17 protein-coding genes and 2 pseudogenes are annotated in these 15,420 nt (G+C 64.1%); 7 read left to right on the top strand and 12 right to left on the bottom strand.

The genetic code is table 11. From position 1 onward, the window contains the following. Nucleotides 1–62 precede the first annotated feature (62 nt). From HAP54_RS21745 to HAP54_RS21730, 4 genes and pseudogenes are all read right to left on the bottom strand, one after another. Nucleotides 63–1,046, bottom strand: a complete 984-nt coding sequence (locus tag HAP54_RS21745) for a DUF3592 domain-containing protein (protein WP_166303750.1) — start codon at nt 1,044–1,046, stop codon at nt 63–65. A gap of 75 nt (nt 1,047–1,121) precedes the next feature. Then, the gene (locus HAP54_RS21740; protein ID WP_166303747.1) at nt 1,122–1,739 is read right to left on the bottom strand and encodes a LysE family translocator; all 618 of its coding nucleotides are present in this window, start codon (nt 1,737–1,739) and stop codon (nt 1,122–1,124) included. Between the two features lie 230 nt (nt 1,740–1,969). Next, on the bottom strand, nt 1,970–2,482 hold the full coding sequence (locus HAP54_RS21735; RefSeq protein ID WP_248114468.1) for a hypothetical protein: 513 nt from the start codon (nt 2,480–2,482) through the stop codon (nt 1,970–1,972). 35 nt (nt 2,483–2,517) lie between these two features. Then, a pseudogene (locus HAP54_RS21730) lies at nt 2,518–3,720 on the bottom strand (LVIVD repeat-containing protein); the annotation flags it as partial. Between the two features lie 44 nt (nt 3,721–3,764). Between HAP54_RS21730 and tnpA the strand changes: the two are divergent. The 3 genes from tnpA to tnpC are packed head-to-tail and all read left to right on the top strand — an operon-like array spanning nt 3,765 to nt 6,224. Then, nucleotides 3,765–4,160 carry an IS66-like element accessory protein TnpA gene (gene tnpA / locus HAP54_RS21725; protein WP_166299824.1) on the top strand — a complete coding sequence of 132 codons (396 nt, stop codon included), beginning with the start codon at nt 3,765–3,767 and terminating at the stop codon, nt 4,158–4,160. After that, the gene (gene tnpB / locus HAP54_RS21720; protein ID WP_063676425.1) at nt 4,157–4,504 is read left to right on the top strand and encodes an IS66 family insertion sequence element accessory protein TnpB; all 348 of its coding nucleotides are present in this window, start codon (nt 4,157–4,159) and stop codon (nt 4,502–4,504) included. Before tnpA ends, tnpB begins: the two co-directional genes overlap by 4 nt. Nucleotides 4,505–4,550: 46 nt before the next feature. Continuing rightward, on the top strand, nt 4,551–6,224 hold the full coding sequence (tnpC, locus tag HAP54_RS21715; RefSeq protein ID WP_166303741.1) for an IS66 family transposase: 1,674 nt from the start codon (nt 4,551–4,553) through the stop codon (nt 6,222–6,224). A gap of 58 nt (nt 6,225–6,282) precedes the next feature. On the opposite strand, the gene HAP54_RS21710 is transcribed toward tnpC, so the two are convergent. Further along, a complete protein-coding gene (locus HAP54_RS21710) occupies nt 6,283–6,579 on the bottom strand; it encodes a hypothetical protein (RefSeq protein WP_414646211.1) in 297 nt (98 codons plus the stop codon). Between the two features lie 111 nt (nt 6,580–6,690). Between HAP54_RS21710 and HAP54_RS21705 the strand changes: the two genes are divergently transcribed. From HAP54_RS21705 to HAP54_RS21690, 4 genes are read left to right on the top strand one after another with little or no spacing between them, the layout of a single operon-like run. Beyond that, on the top strand, nt 6,691–7,005 hold the full coding sequence (locus tag HAP54_RS21705) for an ArsR/SmtB family transcription factor (protein WP_028333124.1): 315 nt from the start codon (nt 6,691–6,693) through the stop codon (nt 7,003–7,005). Further along, nucleotides 6,998–7,468 (top strand): SRPBCC family protein, encoded by a 471-nt coding sequence (locus tag HAP54_RS21700; protein ID WP_166303738.1) that lies wholly within the window; start codon nt 6,998–7,000, stop codon nt 7,466–7,468. The genes HAP54_RS21705 and HAP54_RS21700 overlap by 8 nt, the downstream gene beginning before the upstream one ends. Beyond that, nucleotides 7,465–7,932 carry an SRPBCC family protein gene (locus tag HAP54_RS21695; RefSeq protein ID WP_166303735.1) on the top strand — a complete coding sequence of 156 codons (468 nt, stop codon included), beginning with the start codon at nt 7,465–7,467 and terminating at the stop codon, nt 7,930–7,932. Before HAP54_RS21700 ends, HAP54_RS21695 begins: the two co-directional genes overlap by 4 nt. 32 nt (nt 7,933–7,964) lie before the next feature. Further along, a complete protein-coding gene (locus HAP54_RS21690) occupies nt 7,965–8,477 on the top strand; it encodes an SRPBCC family protein (RefSeq protein ID WP_166303732.1) in 513 nt (170 codons plus the stop codon). 220 nt (nt 8,478–8,697) lie between these two features. Here HAP54_RS21690 and HAP54_RS21685 read toward each other — a convergent pair whose 3' ends face one another. The 7 genes and pseudogenes from HAP54_RS21685 to HAP54_RS21655 all read right to left on the bottom strand — a co-directional run bounded on the left by HAP54_RS21685 (nt 8,698) and on the right by HAP54_RS21655 (nt 15,413). Continuing rightward, nucleotides 8,698–10,041, bottom strand: a complete 1,344-nt coding sequence (locus HAP54_RS21685) for an IS1380-like element ISBdi2 family transposase (protein WP_166204320.1) — start codon at nt 10,039–10,041, stop codon at nt 8,698–8,700. 261 nt (nt 10,042–10,302) lie between these two features. Continuing rightward, nucleotides 10,303–10,737 carry a hypothetical protein gene (locus tag HAP54_RS21680; RefSeq protein ID WP_166303729.1) on the bottom strand — a complete coding sequence of 145 codons (435 nt, stop codon included), beginning with the start codon at nt 10,735–10,737 and terminating at the stop codon, nt 10,303–10,305. A gap of 2 nt (nt 10,738–10,739) precedes the next feature. Next, nucleotides 10,740–11,093, bottom strand: a complete 354-nt coding sequence (locus HAP54_RS21675; RefSeq protein WP_166308228.1) for a nuclear transport factor 2 family protein — start codon at nt 11,091–11,093, stop codon at nt 10,740–10,742. Nucleotides 11,094–11,190: 97 nt separating this feature from the next. Next, nucleotides 11,191–11,661 (bottom strand): MarR family winged helix-turn-helix transcriptional regulator, encoded by a 471-nt coding sequence (locus tag HAP54_RS21670; protein WP_166303726.1) that lies wholly within the window; start codon nt 11,659–11,661, stop codon nt 11,191–11,193. Nucleotides 11,662–11,679: 18 nt separating this feature from the next. Further along, nucleotides 11,680–13,288: pseudogene (locus HAP54_RS21665) on the bottom strand (acyl-CoA synthetase). 56 nt (nt 13,289–13,344) lie between these two features. After that, a complete protein-coding gene (locus tag HAP54_RS21660; protein ID WP_166303723.1) occupies nt 13,345–14,865 on the bottom strand; it encodes an FAD-dependent oxidoreductase in 1,521 nt (506 codons plus the stop codon). A gap of 80 nt (nt 14,866–14,945) precedes the next feature. Continuing rightward, nucleotides 14,946–15,413 carry a hypothetical protein gene (locus HAP54_RS21655; RefSeq protein ID WP_166303720.1) on the bottom strand — a complete coding sequence of 156 codons (468 nt, stop codon included), beginning with the start codon at nt 15,411–15,413 and terminating at the stop codon, nt 14,946–14,948. Nucleotides 15,414–15,420 lie beyond the last annotated feature (7 nt).

Raw genomic sequence — 15,420 nt, 5'->3', positions numbered from 1 at the left:
TAGATTCTTGTTTCGACGCGTTTTCTTCACGCGAACCGGTGTCCACTTCGCTCGAAAACGCTCTAGCCGCCACGGGTGACAGCAAACAGCGCGGCCGCGAAAAAGAGTCCTGCGATGGTCCACAGCACCCAGGCGAGCCGGCCGTCGCCGCGCGCGTCGAGCGACGCTTCGGCGGGATTGACGGGATTGACGTGGACCTCGACGGCGGCGCCATCCTGGTAGCGCGACATCAGGCGCTGCAGCATCTTGTTCGAACTCGCGGCGGATTCCGCGCCGACCCGCGCGCATTCGTTGGTGTAGCTGACGTTCTCGTAGGTGTAAGTGTAGGACACGCGCTTGCCGAACATCTCCATCCCGCGCCCGTCGCCATCGGGGGCAGCGCCACGATACTCCTCCATCTCGGACACATGGATGATGCCTGATACCACCGGCCAATGACTCGCCGTCGACGCCTGCCGCCGCACGGCGAGCGCAAACAGCGCGACGACGAAGCCGAACGCACCGAAGCCGATCACCATCCCCGACAAATCGGGCCGCGCCATGTGGCGCGAGACAACATCGTGGATCCGGTTGAGACCGAAAGCCGAGCCGAACACGATCGCGAGCACGATCGCACTGCCGATGCCCAGACATCCCCAGATGCCCTTCGGCAAGTCACGCTCCAGCACCGCCTGATCGGGATGTCGCGGATTGTAGTAGACGGTCACGATACTGCCGGCCGGATACTTCGCCAGTGTCTCCGCAACCTGGAAATTGCCGAGGTCCTCGCCGATGCTGACGCGGTTGTTGCGCAACTTCCTGCCGTCCACCTGGTACTCGTAGACCACGTTGGCGAAGTTGCGCTGCTCCATCCGATAGCCGTCCTCGCGCTCGTCGTCGGAGACCCTGACCTCACGTACCTCCGCGGCCGCGGTCACGACCTTGCCCGATGTGTCCGGCCAGCCCCTCGCCTCGCGCACCTGCCAGGTCTTGACGGCGGCGGCGATAAGGATCAGCCCGAGCGGCGCGAGCAGCATCGCATAAACAAGCCAGGGCAAATCGGGCACGGGAAGGGTCCTTCATCGGAGGCAGCGCCGGTTTGACGCGCCACCCCTGTGAAGGGTTCAACCACCCGGCGGGGTTTATCGGGCCCGGGTCAGCGCCAGCCAGATGCCGCCGCCGATCATGAAGCCGCCGGAGATGCGCGACATCAACCGCGTCCGCTCCTTGGAGAAGAACTTTCGGGCGCGGCCGGCCGCCAGCGCGTAGGCCGCGTCGGTCAGCACGGCGGTCGCCATGAAGGTGACGCCGAGCAGCGCCACCTGCGGAATGTGCGGCTTGTCCATGTCCATGAACTGCGGAATGAAGGCGCCGAAGAACACCAGGACTTTCGGGTTCGAGAGCAGCACCAGAAAGCCCTGCAGGAAGAAGCCGCCGCGCGGCGGCGGCGGCGTCTCGTCGGTGCCGACGCCCTCGACCGGGGAGCGGACCAGCTTGACGCCGAGCCAGACCAGATAGGCCGCGCCGGCAAAGCGCACCCAGTCGAACCAGTACCCCATCGTCGCCATCAGCGAAGTCAGGCCGACCGCGACGATGCCGATCACGATGGTGAGTCCCACCTGCGCGCCCAGCACGTTGGTGAGCGCGGCGCGCGTGCCGTAGCGCAGGCCGTTGGCGATCACCATCGTGACGATCGGACCGGGCAACAGCGCCAGCGCCATGCAGGCGGCGACGAAGGCGAAATAGGCTTGCAGGGACATGGGGAGCTCGTTTGTTCTTTCCTAGACATTATGCATGTGGAGGAAGTGGATGGAAGCGGCACTGTCGCTCCCTCTCCCCGTCCTTCACGGGGAGAGGGCTGGGGTGAGGGGCTCTCTCCGCCAGGCGGTGCAGACCGAGAGACCTGTACCCCCTCACCCGGATCGCATCTGTCGATGCGATCCGACCTCTCCCCGCAAGCGGGGCGAGGTAAGAAAGACGCACGCTACGCTCAACGTCCCTCCATCGCGGCAGTCATCCATTTCCGGACTTCGCGCGACTCCAGAAACTTCAACGTCGCCCGCCGCACCCGTGCGGCATCGCCGCTGCCCTGCGCCGCCACCGCCATCAGATCGCAACGATGCGAGGCCGCGATGCCGATCGCGGTGCGTTTCCCGTCGGGCATGTCGAGATCGTACGCCCTGATCCGCCCGGACATGCCCGCGACATCAACCACATCGCCCGCCCTTAGCGGCACGAAGCGCGGGCTGATCATGTCGACATCGGAAACGCGATCGACCTCGTCGTCATCGGCGACGCCGCTATCGCAGTTGCAGAAGCCGAGTTTTGGCCTGAGATAGACCTCGACGTCGGCGCCGCATTCGGCCACGTCGCAGCGGAAGGCGCGGCCGGCGGGCCAGCCGTCGCGCGGGAACGGCCAGGCGATCTCGCGCCACGCGGCTGCCCGCGGCGGTGCCATTTCGTAGCCCGCCACGGCCGAGAGGCCGCCGAGCGCCAGGAACATCGCCGCGATGATCGGCCACGCGCGCATCAACGCGCTCACGGCGGACCGGCGATGGCGCGCGCCTCGCCGGTCAGTTCGAGAATGTGCAGGCCGGTGTTGGCGCGGTCGACCGCGTAGATATAGCCGCGCTCGTCGGTCTCGACATTGTTGGTCTGGATCGCGACCTTGCAGCGCTCCTTGCCGTCGATGGTGACGCAGCGCTTGTCGGTCGCCGACGTGATCGGCGGGATGAAGTAGCCGACTTCCCGGGGGTGATAGGGATCCCGGATGTCGAGCGCGCGGACGCCGGCGTTGAAGAAGGCGATGAAGGCCATTTTCTTGTAGTAGACCGGCGCCATGCTCTCGTTCGATGAATGCGAGCCGAACCGGCCGCCGCGCTCGCAGAACGCGCCGGAGGCCTCAGGCACGGTGTAGCTCGAAATCAGCATCGGCCGCGTTTCAGTGGTGACATCGGCGAACCACACCATCTGCCGTGCCTCGCCGCATTCGTTCTGGATCGCCTCGTCAACGATCATCACGATGTCGCGGGTGCTGCCGTCCTTGTCATGCGCAAACTCGGCGATCGGCATGCCAGGCATCGGGAACACCGTGTGTGCGCCATTCATCGCCGACAGCGGCATCCGCGCGATCTCCGGATATTTCAGGTTGTCCGGCGTCGGCTCCTTCGGCCCGTTCAACAATTTGTCGCGGTCGACGATCTGCAGGAAGCCGCCCTTGTTGGTGCCGTAGCCGAAATAGACGCGGTTGCCCTTCGGCCCGGTCGAGATCGGCCCGTGCAGCTCGGTCGGCACCGCGCCGGTGGCGCCGGGCTCCTGCCCGGGCAGGCCGAAATCCCTGATCTTCTTAGGCTGCGCGGGATCGGAGAGATCGTACACCTGCGTCATGCGCCGCGTGCGCCAGTCCGGCGCGCCCGACACCAGGAAGGCGATGCCGGTGCCGCATTCCCAAAAATTCTTGTGCGTGTCCTTCAGCCCGCCGATCCGGGTGACCAGCACCGGATTGGCGGGATCGGCGACGTTCCAGATCTCATGCGCCTCGCTGCCAAAGGTACGCAGCATGTAGACCGCGTTGCGATCACCCTTCGGCAGATCCTTGCCGTCGCAGATCCGCACCATCTGCGCGCCGCCGGATTCGTATTTGCCTTCCTGCCCGGGAATGTGCCGCAGATATTTCGGATGCGCGGGATCGGTGACGTCGACGATCGAGGTGCCGTTCGGTTCGGCCGTATCCGTCCGAGGGCGGCCGTCTTGCGAGTTTTTCCGATCTGTAGCTGACTGTCCTTATGGACGGACATAAGGACAGTGCGGTGCTGAGCCGCATGGATTTGGTGGAGACCGGTCGGCGGCGACGCTGGACGCGTGCGGAGAAGCTCAGAATCGTAGAGGAGAGCTTCTCGGGGGCACGACTGGTGTCGGCGACGGCTCGCCGGTATGGGATATCACGTCAGCTTCTGCTGAGCTGGCGCAAGGCTTGGACCTGTCATGATCCGGCCGAAGAGGATTCGATCGGCCCGACATTCGTCCCTGCGATAGTTGCGGCAAGTACGCCGCCAACGACGGAAGCTGTCGAGACAGGTCAGATCGAAATCGTGAGCCCTCAGGGGCTGCGCGTGGTCTTCGGCCCCGGTGCGGATATCGAGGCGGTCGTTCGAATTGCTCGGGGCCTGGCGCGCCGATGATCCCGATCCCGACGGGCGTGCGGGTGTGGCTGGCGACGGGCCATACCGACATGCGGTGCGGCTTTCCGAGCCTGGCTCTGCGCGTGCAGGAAGTGCTCAAGCGCGACGCCATGGGCGGCGGTCTTTTCTGCTTCCGGGGCAAACGCGGTGATCTATTGAAGGTCATTTGGCACGATGGCCAGGGCGCCTGCTTGTTCACCAAAAGACTCGAGAGAGGCAGGTTCATCTGGCCATCGGTTGCTGGTGAATCGGTAACGATCTCTCCGGCGCAGTTGAGCTATCTGTTGTCCGGGATCGATTGGCGCAACCCTCAAGAAACCCAGCGTCCGACGCGGGTCGGATAGTCGTTTTACGGTTTGAATCTGCTGCTCGATCTGATTCAATGGCTCCATGATATCGAAGCCGGATGATCTTCCATCGGACCTTGTCAGTGCCCTGGCGGCGCTGCAGGCCGAGCGTGAGGCGCGACAGAAAGCCGAGGCGAAGGCCGCCAACTGGCAGGCGCAAGCCGCGAATGCGCAGGCGAAACTGTCGGATACCGAGGCGCTGATCGCTCATCTCGAGTTGCGCATCGAGAAGCTGAAGCGCGAACTGCACGGGCAGCGATCCGAGCGCTCGGCACGGCTGCTCGAGCAGTTGGAGTTGGAGCTCGAAGAACTCGTCACCACGGCGAGCGAGGATGAGCTTGCCGCACAGGCCGCAGCGGCGAAGACGCAGAACGTCCGCCCCTTCATGCGCAAGCGGCCGGTGCGCAAGCCATGGCCTGACGATATCGAACGCGAGCGCGTCGTCATTGAGACTCCAACGACCTGCGCCTGCTGCGGTGGATCGCGGCTGGCGAAGATCGGTGAGGATGTGACCAAGACGCTGGAGGAGATCCCGCGCCGCTTCAAGCTGATCGAGACGGTACGCGAGAAGTTCACCTGCCGCGATTGCGAGAAGATCAGCCAGCCGCCCGCGCCGTTCCATGCCACGCCGCGCGGCTTCATCGGCCCACAATTGCTGGCGACGATCCTGTTCGACAAGTTCGGCATGCATATCCCGCTCAACCGCCAGAGTGCGCGCTTTAAGGCCGAGGGGATCGACCTGCCGTTGTCGACGCTGGCCGACCAGGTCGGCCACGGGACCTTCGCCGTCATGCCGCTCTTCCACTTGATCGAACGCCACGTGCTCGCTGCCGAGCGCCTTCATGGCGACGACACCACCATCCGTATTCTGGCGAAGGGCAAGTGCACGACCGGGCGGATCTGGACTTATGTGCGGGATGACCGGCCGTTCGCCGGGCCTGCGCCGCCGGCAGCGGTCTATTACGCCTCGAGCGACCGACGAGGCGAGCATCCACAGAGACATCTGGCCGCCTTCGCCGGCATCTTGCAGGCGGATTGCTACAGCGGCTTCGAGCCGCTGTTCGACCCGCAGAAGAAGGCGCTGCCGATTACGCCGGCGTTTTGCGTGGCCCATGCGCGGCGGGGCTTCTTCGAGCTGGCTGATATCGAGAAAAATGCTCGGGAAGGCAAGAAAGGCAAACCGGTCTCCCCGATCGCGCTGGAGGCTGTCAGACGCCTCGATACGTTGTTCGAGATCGAGCGCGCCATCAACGGCCGCGGTGCCGGCGAGCGGCGTGCCGCTCGCCAGGAACAGAGTAAGTCACTTCTCGAGGACATGCATGCCTGGCTGCTCCGCGAGCGCGAAACCCTCTCGCGTTCCTCCGAGGTCCTGAAGCCGATTAACTACATGCTCAGGCGCTGGGACGGCTTCGCCCGCTTCCTCGACGACGGCAGGATCTGCTTGACCAACAATTGCGCTGAGCGCGCATTGAGAGGCATCGCCTTGGGAAGGCGCAACTGGACCTTCGCCGGCAGCCAGCGCGGCGCCGACCGTGCCGCCATCATGCTGACGATGATCACGACCTGTCGCCTCAACGACGTCGATCCCAAGGCCTGGCTCGCCGACGTCCTGGCCCGTATCACCGATCATCCCGCATCGCGTCTGCACGAGCTCTTGCCCTGGGAATGGAAGCTCCTGCGCCAGGCCGACAAGCCAGCCAATCAGCAGGCCGCCTGACCTTCACCCTTCACCCAATGCCATCATAGACCTCGCCGTGCCCGCGCGCATGCGTCAATCAGGCGGCCTCCGTCGTATGCGTACGTTCGGCCTTGCCGGTCATCGGATTGACCGGATCGGGAATGTCGTCGGTGCCGCCGTGATGGCCGATATAGGCGATCCACCTGTCGCCCTGATGATGAATGGTCGGCTGATAGGCGCTGCGCGCCTGCAGGTCACTGGTTCCAACCAGCCTCATATTGGAGGCTTCGGGCGGGTCGCCGATCTTCGGCTGCTGGGCGCCCGCAGCATTTGCGAGCAGGACAAGAACAAACGTGCAGCAAACTGCCGTAACGCGACCACCCATGCGCACCACCTCGTATTCCCTGCCAATCTGCGTTGGCTGTCAGTGACGATAGCACGGCGAAATGACCGCCCAAACACACGCTCTTGACATGCAACCATTTGGTTGCGTATTATCCGACCCATGGATGAAGTCTTCAAAGCCCTCGCGGATGCCTCACGGCGGACGCTGCTTGACCGGCTTCACGATCAGAACGGGCAGACGCTCGGCGAGCTCTGCGACGGCCTCGACATGACGCGTCAGGCCGTGACCAAGCACCTTGTGATTCTCGAGGAGGCCAACCTCGTCACCACGATCAGGCATGGCCGCGAGAAGCTGCATTACCTCAACCCGGTTCCGATCCATCAGATCGGCGAGCGGTGGATCAGGAAGTTCGAGCGCGGGAAACTTGCCGCGCTGAGCGAATTGAAAAGACAGTTGGAGAAGCGTGATGAGTAAGCCGGAATTCGTCTACACCATCTATATCGCCTCAACACCGGAGCAGGTGTTCGCCGCGCTGACCGACGCCAAAATGTCGGAACAGTACTGGCACGGCAGCTCCGTCGTCTCGGACTGGAAGATCGGCTCGCCATTCGCGATCCGGATGCCCCGACACAACAAGGAAATCACCGGCGAGGTGCTCGAATACGATCCGCCGAGGCGGCTGTCCTATTCGTTCCTTGCCCATGACGGCTCCGACGGCGGCAAGGCTTCACGGGTTACCTTCGAGCTGGAACGCCAGAGAGATCAAGTCAGGCTCACGGTGATCCACGACCGCTTCGAACCCGGCAGCGTGGCGCTCGAAAAGATCAGCCTCGGTTGGCCGCTGATCCTGTCGAGCCTGAAGAGCTACGTCGAGTGCGGCCGGATGCTGCATGCGCCCTGGTATGAGAACGAGGCAACGACGGAGCAAGCGCAATGAGCAGGCCCGAATTCGTTTACGTCACCTATATCGAGACCACGCCGGACAAGCTCTGGGATGCGCTGACCGACAGCGCGTTCACCAGGCAATACTGGTTCGACACCGAGGTCCGATCCGATTGGAAGGTTGGCTCGCCGTTCCCATTGGTGATGAGCGGCAAGATCACCGACACCGGCAAGATCCTCGAGGCGGACCGGCCGCGGCGGCTGTCTTATACGTTCAAGCACGAGATGTTCGACGGCATGCGCGACGAGCCGGCGACGAAAGTCGTCTTCATCCTGCAGCCGTTCGGCGATCTCGTGAAGTTGGCCGTAACCCACGAAGGCTTCTCCGCCGGCAGCAAACTGCTCGGCGCTATCTCCAAGGGTTGGCCTGCGATCCTGTCCGGGCTCAAGAGCCTGCTCGAGACCGGCAAGGTGTCGCCGATTCCGCCGGAGGCGCTCGGGATCGAGGGCTTCGAGTGACCATGAGAATCTATCGAAGGACACGTGCGGACATGAACGTCGAAAAATTCAAGCCGGCGATCGTCTATGCGATTTACATCGCCGCCACGCCCGAGAAGGTGTGGCAGGCACTCACCCAGGCCGAGTTCAGCCGGCAATATTTCTCCGGCCACGCGGTCGAGGTCGATCTGCGGGTCGGCGGCGCCTACATCGTGCGCACGCCTCACGGCGCGCTGCATATCTCGGGCGAAGTGATCGAATGCGATCCGCTGAAGCGGCTGACCGTCACCTTCAACGTCAACTGGCCGCAGCTCGTCGAAAAGCTCGGGCCGACACTCGTCACCTACGAGATCGAGCCAGCCGGCGACGGCGTGAAGCTGACCTTGCTGCAATCGCATGACCGCCCGATCAGCGACGACATCCTCGAAGGCGGCCGCACCGGCTGGCCGGCGATCCTCTCCAGCCTGAAGAGCCTGCTGGAAACCGGCAAGGCCATGGTGATCCCGATGCAGCCCCCGCAACGCATGATGGCCGCGCTGAAGGAATTGGGAATCGCGCTGCCGTGAACATACTCCGCCGTCGTCCCGGCGAAAGCCGGGACCCATGACCACCGCTCTAACCCGTCCTATTCGTGAGAGTGCTTTTTTTAGTCCGATTGATGTGGCCGCACATCTGCTCTGACGAGGCGCGCGGGATTGCCTTCGGCTTTTCACCGCCTGACCGACCCGTACTTTGCAACGCGCTTGAGGTGTAGGTTGGGCGAACGGGGGGCGGACGCCCCGCCGGTCAAGGACCGAGAGGCAGCAGCGCGCCTGGCAAGCCGCGGATCAGGTCGGCTTCGGGACATGCCGCGGCAAACGCAAGGCGAATGCGGCTCGTGGTCTCGACGACACGGGCAGCGAGTTTCAAGAGACGAAGACGCAGCGTCGCGAACTCGGCTGTGGCCAATTCCCGGGCTTTGGGAATCGCGTCGCGCACGGTCAGCATCAGCCAATAAGCGGCGGTGTGGAGAACGAGGCGGACTTGATTGGCGAGCGCCGAACGGCAGCTGGTGCGATCGGAGGCGAGCTGTGTCTTATGCAGCTTGATCAGATTCTCGGCTTGGCCGCGCGCGCAATACAGGCTGTCGTAGATCCACTCGGCCGAGCCGACATCGAGGCTGGTGACGACGAAACGGATGTCGAGGCCGAGCATCGTCGCCTCAATACGGGCGACGGTACGCCGTTCGCGATCCCAGGACTTGGCCTTGTGGCGCGTCTCGGTATAGCCACGCAGAACCGGCAGGTTCTCGATGGCGCGTCGCGTGCGGATGTCGTCGGCGGCCTCGTCGAGTTTTCTGGCGAGCGGCTTGGTGCCGGACAGACCGAAGATGTAGTCGATGCCGTTGGTCTCGCACCACGCCATTGCCTCCGGCCGGGCATAGTGCCCGTCGCCACGGAACGTGATTCGCGTGTTGTGCCACCGCGTCCGGATATGCCGTATCAGGCGGCGCAGATGGGCACGCACCTCGACGCCGCCCGGCGTCTTGCCGGGCCGCAACACGACCGCCACGGGCCGGCTCTTCTCCGTGTCGTAGACGTGGATCGGCAGGAAGCAGCGTTCGTCATAATGAGCGTTGAACAGCGAGAGCTGCTGATGGCCGTGGACGACATCGCAGGTATCATCGATGTCGAGCGTGACGGATGCCGGCTCGCGCGGGTAGCTATCCATCCATGCGTCGACCAAAGTGTAGGTCAGTCGGATCACGTCGCGCAGGCGCGGAGCATTCTCCAGCCGCGACAGCGTCGGTTGGGAACACAGATCGCGACCCGTGTCCGGCAGCCGTCCGCAGGCCAGCTTGAATGCGGGATCGGACCGCAGATGATCGAGGTCGTCGGCGTCCTCGTAGCCGCAGCAGATCGCGAACATGCGCGCGCGGAACATATCGACAAGGCTGTGCACGACCCGCGTCGGATCGCGCCGATCCGGGAACACCCGGGCCAAATTGTCGGCCAAGCCGAGACGCCGCTCGGCCATCGCCAGAAGCATCACGCCCCCGTTCGAGGTCAGCCGACCGCCATCGAAGGCAGCTGTGACTTTCTTGGCGTGAACGGCTGGAAACGAGAAGGGCAGAATCGTATCATCGGTCATGGCGGGCCTGGCGTTCGCGGTTGAGGTGATGGGGTTGGCTTTGCAACCGAATCCTACGCCGCATCAGCGCTTTACACCACGCTCGCCAGCCTCTCAGGCGCACTCTGACGAATAAGACGGGCTAAGCGGTTAGAGCTCGCTGGAGCCACGGCGTTGCGTAACAACTTCACCCTGTGGTTATGGGTCCCGGGTCGCGCTTCGCTTGCCCGGGACGACGGTGGAGGAAGTTATCTCAATGCCCGCAATGGCGCGCGTGAGTGGCTAGACGAGCAAGAAAGCGACAACAAGATTGGCCACGAACAGCGTCGCATCGATGACGAAGATCCTGAGCATCGGGCCGGTCAACACGGGCCAATATGCCACCCCGACGCGTCCGCCGCGCATCAGGACTGGAAGGTTGTAGGCGAACTGGCTGAAGTGACATGCGGCGAAGAACAGGAACAGCGCGAGCTGCGCCTCGCCGGCCTGGAAGAACGGCGGCCTCGCCGCGAGGAGATACAGCGACAGCAGCCCGATCGGCAGATTGATCCCGCCCAGGAACGCAACGCTGGCCGACAGGGTTGGCGCGATCGGATTTGCACGCTCCTGCCGCGGCACCAGGATCTTCAGCGTATTGCCCTGGGCAATGCTGAACTGGATGAATGCGCCGCCGAACCAGAGTGCGTTGAGAAGCAGGACGAAATCCGCAAATCGCATGGCTATTTTCCGTAGAACGCTTCGCTGCGCACCACACGGCCGGCATCGTCGAAGTCCATGAACTCGCTGGCGCGCGTGTCGCCCAGTTGCCACCACACCGTCAGGCGCGCGATGGTGTCGTCCCAGCTCCAGTTCAGGATTTTGAGGTCTGCGCTTTCGATGCTTCCATAAGCTTGGCGCCAGTAGGCGCGGATGTTCTCCGCACCGGAAACCACGGGGGAATCCGTCAATTTAAGTGCCAGGGGGCTGCGCATCTCGGCGTTCTCAGCGAAATGCGCGACCACGGCGTCGATATCGACCTTGCACCAGTTGGCGCACCACGCCGCGACAAAGCGTCCGGCGGCTGCCCGATCCATTGCCTGTTCGCCCACGCTCCCGCCCTCCCCCGCTGCTTCTGGCGGAAGAGTGGCACGGAGAGTTCTTAACGTCAACTAAGTTGACGTAAGAAACGGATCAGTTGCTGTCGGCGATGGCCTCCATCACGGCCATCCAGGCGGCGGCGCCGGACTGGCCGACACGGTCGAACGCCTCGCGCATCACCTTGCGCTCGTAGCCCGATGCGCGCTGCTCGATGCGTTGTCCGGCCGGCGTCAGGCGCAGCAATTTGGAGCGATGCTGCTCGGGCGACCGTTTCGATGTCATGAGCTCACGCTGCAGCAACAGGCCGAGCGGCCGGTTCAAGGCCTGCTTGGAAATACCGAGAACGTCGATCAGCGCGCCGATCGAGATGTCGGGTTGTCGCGCAACGACGTAGAGAATGCGGTGGTGCGGGCGCGACAGGCCGAGCGTGGCAAGATACTGGTCGGCCGACAGCGTCATCCCGCGCCAGCCGTAATACATCAGCTCCAGCGCGGCGTCCAAATCGTGGACCTTGCTGAGCGAGGCGCGATGCAGGCCCGCGGCGCGCGTGGCGGCTTTCTTCATTGGTCCCCCGAACCGAACTTAGCCCAGCGCCCGCAATTCCCTTCGCAGGACTTTTCCTGTCGCCGTCATCGGCAGGCTGTCGGCGAACTGCACGAAGCGCGGATATTCGTGGGCGGCGAGCTGGATCTTGACGAACTCCTGGATCTCGCGCGCCAGTGCGTCGCTCGGCGCGTAGCCCGGGCGAAGCACGATCCAGGCCTTGATCGACTCGGTGCGGATCGGATCGGGGATGCCGACCACTGCAGACATCGCAACCGCCGGATGCTTCATCAGCGTGTGCTCGATCTCGGACGGGCCGACGCGATAGCCAGCTGTGGTGATGACGTCGTCCTCGCGGCTGACGTACCAGAAATAGCCGTCCTCATCCTGCATGCCGAGATCGCCGGTCAAAAGGAATTCGCCGGCATATTTCTTACGCGTCGCCTCCGGATTGCGCCAGTACTCGATCATGGTGCAGGGGCATGGCTGGCGCACGCCGATGATGCCGCGCTGTCCGCGCGGCAATTCCTCGCCCTTGTCGTTGACGATGCGGACGTCGAAGCCGGGCGTGGCGCGGCCCATCGAGCCCGGGCGGATCGGAAACAAATTGGAGTTGCTGCCGATCACGAGATTGCATTCGGTCTGCCCGAACACCTCGTGGGCATCGATGCCGAAGGTGTCGCGCACCCAGCCAAGCAATTCGCCGCCAAGCGACTCGCCGCCGGTGAAGATGCTGCGCAGCTTGACGCCCGAGTTTTTGACATCGGCCTGCCGCATCAGCTTCAGCGCGGTCGGCGGCAGGAACACGTTGCGGATGCCGAGCTCGGCCATCATCTGCATCGCAGCCTGCGGCTCGAACTTGCGGGCGCGGTGACCGACCATCGGGATGCCGTGGTACCAGAACGCGAACAGGCCGTTGATCAGGCCGCCGATCCAGGCCCAGTCGGCCGGCGTCCACATCAGGTCACCCGGCTTGGGGAGGAAGTTGTGGCACATCTCGACATTGGGCAGATGACCGAGCACGACGCGATGCGCATGCAGCGCGCCCTTCGGATTGCCCGTGGTGCCCGAGGTGTAGATGATCAGTGCGGGGTCGTCGGCCGATGTGTCGACGGTGGCAAACTCGGGAGATGCCGATCTGATCGCGCCCCAGAAAGATTTTGTGCCCGCCGGAATCTTTTCGCCGACGATGTAGACGCTCTTCAGCTCGGGCAGGCGATCGCAGATCTTTGCGACCTTCTGCCACGGCCTCATCGGTGATGATCGCCTTGGCGGCCGAGTTCGCCAGCCGGAACTCGAGCGCGTCCTCGCCGAACAGCGCGAACAACGGGATCGAGATCATCCCCGCGCGGAATGCCGCGAGATGCGCGATGGGCAATTCGAGCGATTGCGACAGGAACACCGCAACGCGGTCGCCACGCACGAGGCCGTCGGCATCAAGCACATTGGCGAAGCGGCGCGAGGCGTCCGCGACCTCGTCGAACGAGGTGCGCACGGTGCCGCCATCCTCGTCGACATAGATCAGCGCGAGCCGCCCGGTGCCGTCGGCATGACGATCGCAGCAGGCGGTCGCCATGTTGAAGCGCACGGGGACTTCCCAGCGGAAGTTGCGATAGAGCTCGTCGTAGGTTTTGGCTTCCTGAAGCATGGCGGCAGATTAGACCATTGCCGTCAGACCACAAACCCTCCTTGAGGAGAAAGCCGTCAAGCTGCCGCCCGCTCCATTGCGACCTCGGCCTTGAGGCTATCGAGGTCGCGATAGATCGACGCGACCGCGAGCACGCGCCCGCCGCGCTTGTAGCGGAGCACGCAATCCCTCCCGCCAATGCTGCCGTCCACCGCGATCTCGTCCCACTGTTCGGCGTGGCCGACATAGTTGATCGGCACGTCGTAATGCTGGCTCCAGAAGAACGGCACCGCGTCGAAGACCTCGCGGTGCCCAAGCATATTCCGCGCGGCGGTCTGGCCCTGGCGCTCAGCCACCACCCAGTGCTCGACCCGGATATTCTCGCCGCTGTGCCGATCGGGCCAGCGCGCGATATCGCCGGCCGCGTAGATGCCGGAAACACTGGTCTCGAGATAGGCGTCCACGTTCACGCCGCGATCGATTGCGAGCCCAGCCCCTTCCGCCAGCGCCAGCCGCGGCTTCACGCCGACACCGACCACGACGAGATCGGCATCAAGCACGGGCCCGCTCTTCAGGCGGGCGCGGTTGCCGTCGATCGCGGTCACGGTGTCACCGAGGTGGAATACGACGCCATGTTCTTCGTGCAGCGCGCGGACGAAATCGCCCATGTCAGGCCCGAGCACGCGCTCCATCGGCCGCTGTTCCAGCCCGACCACGTGAACCTCGATCTCCCTCGCGCGCAACGAGGCCGCAACCTCGAGCCCGATGAAGCTTGCACCGATCACAACCGCGCGGCGTGCTCCGCTGGCCGAGGCGATGATCGCCCGGCAATCGTCGACGGTGCGCAACACATGAATGTGGGGCTGGTCCGCGCCCGGGATCGGCAGCCGTACGGGCTCCGCGCCGGTCGCCAGCAGCAGCCGATCATACGGCAGCGCTTCGCCGCCGGCGAGCACGACATTGCGGCGGCCGGCGTCGATCGACTTGACCTCGGTCCTGAGTTTCAGATCGATGGCCGCGTCAACATAGAAATTGTCCGGCTTCAGCGGCAGCCAGTCTTCCGGCGCGCTGCCCGCGAGGAAGTCCTTTGACAGGTTCGGCCGATCCACCGGCGGCGCGGCCTCGCCGCTCAGCATGACGATGCTGCCGCGATAATCCTGCCGTCGCAGCATCTCGGCAGCGGCAAAGCCTGCCGCGCCTCCGCCGACAATCACGATCCTGCCGGGCGCATCGACCGGACCCTTGACGCGGGGCTTCGGCTGCTCGCGCTTCTCGCGCACGATGATGCGATCGCCCTCTCGCTCGACCTTCCAGACGGCGAGCGCGTTGAGGGCGGGCGCGGCGGTCGCTTCACCGGTGCGAACATCAAAACAGGCGTGATGCCAGGGGCAATGGACGGTCTCGCCCTCCACCAGGCCTTCGGCGAGCGGGCCGTGGTAATGGCTGCAATGAGCATCGATGGCGAAGATATCCGCCCCCGAGCGCACCAGCAGCACGTCCTCGTCGCCGACATGGCCGAGCAACATCGTGCCCGGGAATTCGGAGAGTGCCACGCCTTGTGTCAAATCTGGACCGGAAGGGGCTTGCTGATCGGCCATGGCCTATCTCCAGTTTATCCAGAACTTCACCCCGATGGCGCCGCTTTCACGGGGCCCCGCCCCTTTTCGGCAAACTGATATCAGCTTCCCTGCATATAGCGGACCGGGTTCTCCTTATCCGCCTTGAAGATGTCGGCGGCCTCGGTGAACAGCGCCGCAACGGCAGGCGCCTTCAGATCAACAAACGCCTCAAAGCTGAAATTGTTGCCGCCTGTCCGCAATGCGCCGAGCTGGCCGGCGTAGCAGGACACCAGCGGCTTGCCGCCACGGGTCAGCGCGACATAGACGCTGATATAGTTCTTCTGCAGCGCCACCCCGATCACGGGCCACGTTGCCGTCTTGCCGGATTTGATCGCATAGCGAAACTGGCCGTAGCCGATCATGCACATGCGCATGCCGGCCTCGCCGGCCGGCGAGCCCGCATGAAAGTGCCGCTTCAGCGAAGGCGCGGCCTTTCGTATCACCGCATGCAGTTGTTCGAAATCCGCGGTCCGGGCGGGATCAAAGGCGAGGTAGGCCTCCAGACTGTCCGCGGCGACACGAAACATCGGAAGC

It is taken from the genome of Bradyrhizobium sp. 2S1, assembly GCF_011516625.5.
Taxonomy (GTDB): domain Bacteria; phylum Pseudomonadota; class Alphaproteobacteria; order Rhizobiales; family Xanthobacteraceae; genus Bradyrhizobium; species Bradyrhizobium septentrionale.
Note: the sequence above shows the minus strand (reverse complement) of the source record. Positions and strands in the feature narration are given on the sequence as shown.

Coding starts and splice junctions, on each gene's coding strand:
- HAP54_RS21740 (WP_166303747.1), bottom strand. CDS start 1,739: ATGTCCCTGCAAGCCTATTTCGCCTTCGTCGCCGCCTGCATGGCGCTG.
- HAP54_RS21735 (WP_248114468.1), bottom strand. CDS start 2,482: ATGTTCCTGGCGCTCGGCGGCCTCTCGGCCGTGGCGGGCTACGAAATG.
- tnpA (WP_166299824.1), top strand. CDS start 3,765: ATGGACGGACATAAGGACAGTGCGGTGCTGAGCCGCATGGATTTGGTG.
- tnpB (WP_063676425.1), top strand. CDS start 4,157: ATGATCCCGATCCCGACGGGCGTGCGGGTGTGGCTGGCGACGGGCCAT.
- tnpC (WP_166303741.1), top strand. CDS start 4,551: ATGATATCGAAGCCGGATGATCTTCCATCGGACCTTGTCAGTGCCCTG.
- HAP54_RS21705 (WP_028333124.1), top strand. CDS start 6,691: ATGGATGAAGTCTTCAAAGCCCTCGCGGATGCCTCACGGCGGACGCTG.
- HAP54_RS21700 (WP_166303738.1), top strand. CDS start 6,998: ATGAGTAAGCCGGAATTCGTCTACACCATCTATATCGCCTCAACACCG.
- HAP54_RS21695 (WP_166303735.1), top strand. CDS start 7,465: ATGAGCAGGCCCGAATTCGTTTACGTCACCTATATCGAGACCACGCCG.
- HAP54_RS21690 (WP_166303732.1), top strand. CDS start 7,965: ATGAACGTCGAAAAATTCAAGCCGGCGATCGTCTATGCGATTTACATC.
- HAP54_RS21685 (WP_166204320.1), bottom strand. CDS start 10,041: ATGACCGATGATACGATTCTGCCCTTCTCGTTTCCAGCCGTTCACGCC.
- HAP54_RS21680 (WP_166303729.1), bottom strand. CDS start 10,737: ATGCGATTTGCGGATTTCGTCCTGCTTCTCAACGCACTCTGGTTCGGC.
- HAP54_RS21675 (WP_166308228.1), bottom strand. CDS start 11,093: ATGGATCGGGCAGCCGCCGGACGCTTTGTCGCGGCGTGGTGCGCCAAC.
- HAP54_RS21670 (WP_166303726.1), bottom strand. CDS start 11,661: ATGAAGAAAGCCGCCACGCGCGCCGCGGGCCTGCATCGCGCCTCGCTC.
- HAP54_RS21660 (WP_166303723.1), bottom strand. CDS start 14,865: ATGGCCGATCAGCAAGCCCCTTCCGGTCCAGATTTGACACAAGGCGTG.
- HAP54_RS21655 (WP_166303720.1), bottom strand. CDS start 15,413: ATGTTTCGTGTCGCCGCGGACAGTCTGGAGGCCTACCTCGCCTTTGAT.